The organism is Rhodoferax sp. LS1P39 (assembly GCF_056521425.1).
This window is the reverse complement of sequence record NZ_JBWMAV010000028.1, coordinates 1-3,830: the sequence shown is the minus strand read 5'-3', so window position 1 is coordinate 3,830 and position 3,830 is coordinate 1. Positions and strand designations below refer to the sequence as shown.

The 3,830-nt window shown below is 63.5% G+C and carries 3 protein-coding genes; all 3 read left to right on the top strand.

Features of this window, described 5'->3' with window-relative positions:
• Nucleotides 1-1,339 (top strand): response regulator (locus AC097O_RS24125; protein WP_479595471.1); only part of this gene is annotated, 1,339 nt, incomplete at its 5' end.
• Nucleotides 1,340-1,553: 214 nt separating this feature from the next.
• Nucleotides 1,554-2,309, top strand: coding sequence for a substrate-binding periplasmic protein (locus AC097O_RS24120; RefSeq protein WP_479595470.1), 756 nt, complete (start codon nucleotides 1,554-1,556; stop codon nucleotides 2,307-2,309).
• Between the two features lie 18 nt (nucleotides 2,310-2,327).
• Nucleotides 2,328-3,830: histidine kinase dimerization/phospho-acceptor domain-containing protein (locus AC097O_RS24115; protein ID WP_479595469.1), on the top strand; the 1,503-nt coding region annotated here is incomplete at its 3' end.

The window sequence follows — 3,830 nt, the reverse complement described above, 5'->3', positions numbered from 1 at the left end:
CGGCCTCACGCCCGAGCAGCAAGGCAAGCTGTTCAACGCCTTTACCCAGGCCGACTCGTCCACCTCGCGGCGCTTTGGCGGCACCGGGCTGGGGCTGACCATCTGCAAAACCCTGGTGCACCTGATGGGCGGCATCATTGGCGTGCACAGCACCCCTGGGGTTGGCAGCACGTTTTACTTCACCATCAACACGATCCCGTCGCAGCAGCAAAGCCGCGTGCTCGCCGCCTCCGGCACGGCCAGTGACCCGGTGCAGGGTTTGGCGGGTGTGCGGGTGCTGCTGGTAGAAGACAACGAGGTCAACCAGGAGCTGGCGCTGGACCTGCTCACCAGCGCAGGCATGTTGGTGGAGGTGGCCAACAACGGCCAGGAAGCCGTGGACCGGGTGGAGGCTGCGGAAAAGGCCGGCAGCACCGCGTTCGACCTGGTACTGATGGACTGCCAGATGCCGGTGATGGATGGCTTTACCGCCACCCGTCTGCTGCGCCAGGACCCGCGCTGGGCCCAGCTGCCCATCATCGCCATGACCGCCAACGCCATGAGTGGCGACCGCGAAAAGGTGTTGGCCGTGGGCATGAACGACCACATCGGTAAACCGCTGGATGTGGCCGCGATGTTCGCCACCATCGCCCGCTGGGTGACACCCAAAGCCTTCCAGTCACCGCGCGTCCTTCCCGAGACCACAGACTCCACGCAGCGGTTCCAGGGTCTGGGTGGCGTGCCCGGCCTGGACTGGGCCGCCGGGTTGCGGGTGGCCGGTGGCAAGGCCGATCTGTACGCCCGCCTGCTGCTGCGGTTTGCCGCCACGCAGCGCGACTTCAGCGCCCAGTTCGACCGCTTGCGTGCTGACCTGACCAGCCCGGCCCAGCAGGAGGCCCTGGTGCGCCATGTCCACACCCTGAAGGGATTGGCGGGCAATATCGGCGCGCAGGACTTGCAGCGGACCACCCACAGCCTGGAGCTGGTGTGCGCAAGCTCGCCGATCCAGTGGGCAGAGTTGCAGGTGCTGCGCGATGCCGCCGATGCCGCCCTGCGGGTGGTGGTGCGGGGAATCGATGCCTGGGAACAGGGCGCGCCCTCTGCTCCCACGCTGGCCCCAGCCCCTTCGTCCAGCCCGACCTTGCCGCCCGACCTGCCGCCGCTGCTGGTCGAACTGGAGCGCCTGGTGCAGGACAGCGATGCCCAGGCCCTGGAGGCGGCCGACCGCTGTGCCGTCCTGCTGTCGGGTACCCCCTGGCATCCGGCCATGGCCCAGCTGCTGGCCGAGCTGCAAAACTTCGACTTCGATGCCGCCGCCGTGGCACTGGAGCAGCTCAAATCTGCCATCGCCCAGGCTTGAGCGACTCCGCGTAGCATCGCTCTCAGGGCCGCCAACCCGAAGGTCGGGCTCATATTCTCCCGTTAAGTAAATACATTTTTGATAGCTGCTCGTGCTTATACGATAAGCGCTAGAGGCTGATTTTTTATATATTTTTGGGTTAAGGTTGTTTGTTTATTTTTGTAAGTGTGTATAGCATCTCCAAAGCCAAAATCCTTTCGCCAAGGTGTATGCGATGAAAATTTTTTGTTTGTCGAACCGTGCGCTGCGCCACGGGTTGGGTGCCGCAGTGCTGGTGCTGGCGACCTTGCCCGCCTGGGCCCAGCAGGTGCTGCAGATTGGCCGCGTGGATTTTTCGTCGCCTTTGTCCGACATCGCCGAGAGCGTGGTGCAAGAGGCGCTCAGGCGCAGCGGTCTGCAGGGCGATTTCAGGCGCGTGCCGCTGTCGCGCGCAGTGAACCTGGCCAATGACGGCAGCCTCGACGGTGATGTGATGCGTATTGCCGATGCGGTCAAAACATTTACCGACCTGGTGGCCGTGCCCACCCCGGTGGTCTGGGCCGACCTGGCGGTCTACAGCATGGATGAAAAAGTGGCCAATCTGCCGCGTGCGGAGTTGCGCCAGCGCAAGGTGGGTTTGACACGCGGGACCCTGATGCTGGTGAAGTACAGCCAGGGGATGGACGTGACTGACACGAAAGACATCCGTACCGCATTCGAGATGCTGGCCCACAGACGGTTTGATGTCGCGATGCTGGTGTACCTGGATGCCGAGCCGGAAGTGCTCCTCCAACATCCGAGAAAGTTTTACCGTGGCCTGCGCTCCTGGGCCACCGAGCCGCTGTTTTTCTACCTGAACAAAAAGCACGCCGCGCTGGTGCCCAGAATCAACGCCGCCCTGCTGGACATGCAAAAGGAAGGTCTGGTTAAAAAAATCTATCTGGACAAGCTCGCCGAGTTGGGCATTGCGCAGCTACAACCCGCCGACTGACACAGGAAGGGGCAGGGCATGCCGACAAAACCATCCATACGGCTGCGCTTCGTGGCGCTGTTCGTGTTGATCGTATCGGTGGGGCTGGGTGCTTTCGGTGCCTGGAATTACCAGGACCGCAAACGCGAGAAAGAGGCCGACCTGGCGCAGCGGCTCAGCCACATTGAGGCGCGCGTCAAGACCACCGTGCCCACGGCGATCTGGCAGTTCAACCGTGAGCAGATCATGGACATCGCGCGCTCCGAGATGAACGATGCCATCGTCACCGGCATCACCATCCGTTATGGCGAGAGCAAGGCGTACGGACTGCAGCGGTCCCATGGCGTGCTGACGGAGCTGAATGGCCCGTTGGCGGCGGACATCACGCGGGAGTTCGACGTGCTATACAAGTCCGACCAGCCCAAGGTGGGCAGCGTGACCCTGTACGCGTCGGAGCGCAGCATCCGCGAGCGCCTGCAAAGCGACCTGGTGCAGTTGGTGCTGCAGATACTGGCGATCAACTGCATGACCGTGGCCGCGCTGTACGCCATCGTCACCAAGCAGGTGCTCAGCCCGCTGGGCAAGATCCGGGATGCGCTGGATGCCATTGCCTCCAGCGGCAGCCACCTGCAACGGCATTTGCCACCCGCCGACACCCGGGAATTCCAGGCGGTGACCGACAACGTGAACCGCTACATCGACCAGCTGCAGACCCTGATGGGCGGCACCATCGAGCGGGTGCACGCCACCATCCAGCGCATTGCCGACGGCGACCTGGACTCGGCTATCCATACCGACGTGGCGCAGGGCGACAGCGTGCTGCACTGGCTGGTGCAGATGCGCGACAAACTCCGTGCCGTCCACCTCTACCAGCAAAGTGCCCAGGCCCAGCTGCAGGCGGCCAACGAGCGGGCCAACCAGGCGCTTACCCTGACCCGGTCGGGCGAGTGGCACATCCGCGCCGACCAGCCCGACTGGCTGGTGTCTTCCGAGCGGAATGCTGTGTTGTGCGGCGAGTTGCCAGGCCTTACCGAACGGCGTTTGACGGTGTCTGAAGTGTGGCATCGCATCGATCTGTCGGACCCGGTGTTGCTCCGCCGGTACCGTCGGCAATTCGCCGATGCACTGGCCGGGCAGCTGGTGGCGTTCGAGATGACCTACCCCTTTCGCCGCCCCATCGACGGTCGGCAGATCTGGCTGCGCACCCTGGTGCAGGCCGAAAACCACCCCGATGGCCGCCTGGCGCAACTGTTTGGCGTGAACCAGGACATCACCGCCGTCAAAGAGGCCGAGCTCGCCATCCGCCAGGCGCAAAAGGCCGCCGAAGAGGCCAACCAGGCCAAGTCGGATTTTCTGGCCAACATGAGCCATGAAATCCGCACCCCGATGAACGCCATCATCGGCATGTCGGGTCTGGCACTGGCAGGCGAGCTCAGCCCGCGCCAGGCCAACTACATCCAAAAGGTCAACGCCGCCGCCAAAAACCTGCTGGGCATCATCAACGACATCCTGGACTTCTCCAAGATCGAGGCCGGCAAAATG

Bases quoted from the DNA above. Each gene is read 5' to 3' on its own strand.
- AC097O_RS24120 (WP_479595470.1), top strand. From the start codon at position 1,554: ATGAAAATTTTTTGTTTGTCGAACCGTGCGCTGCGCCACGGGTTGGGT.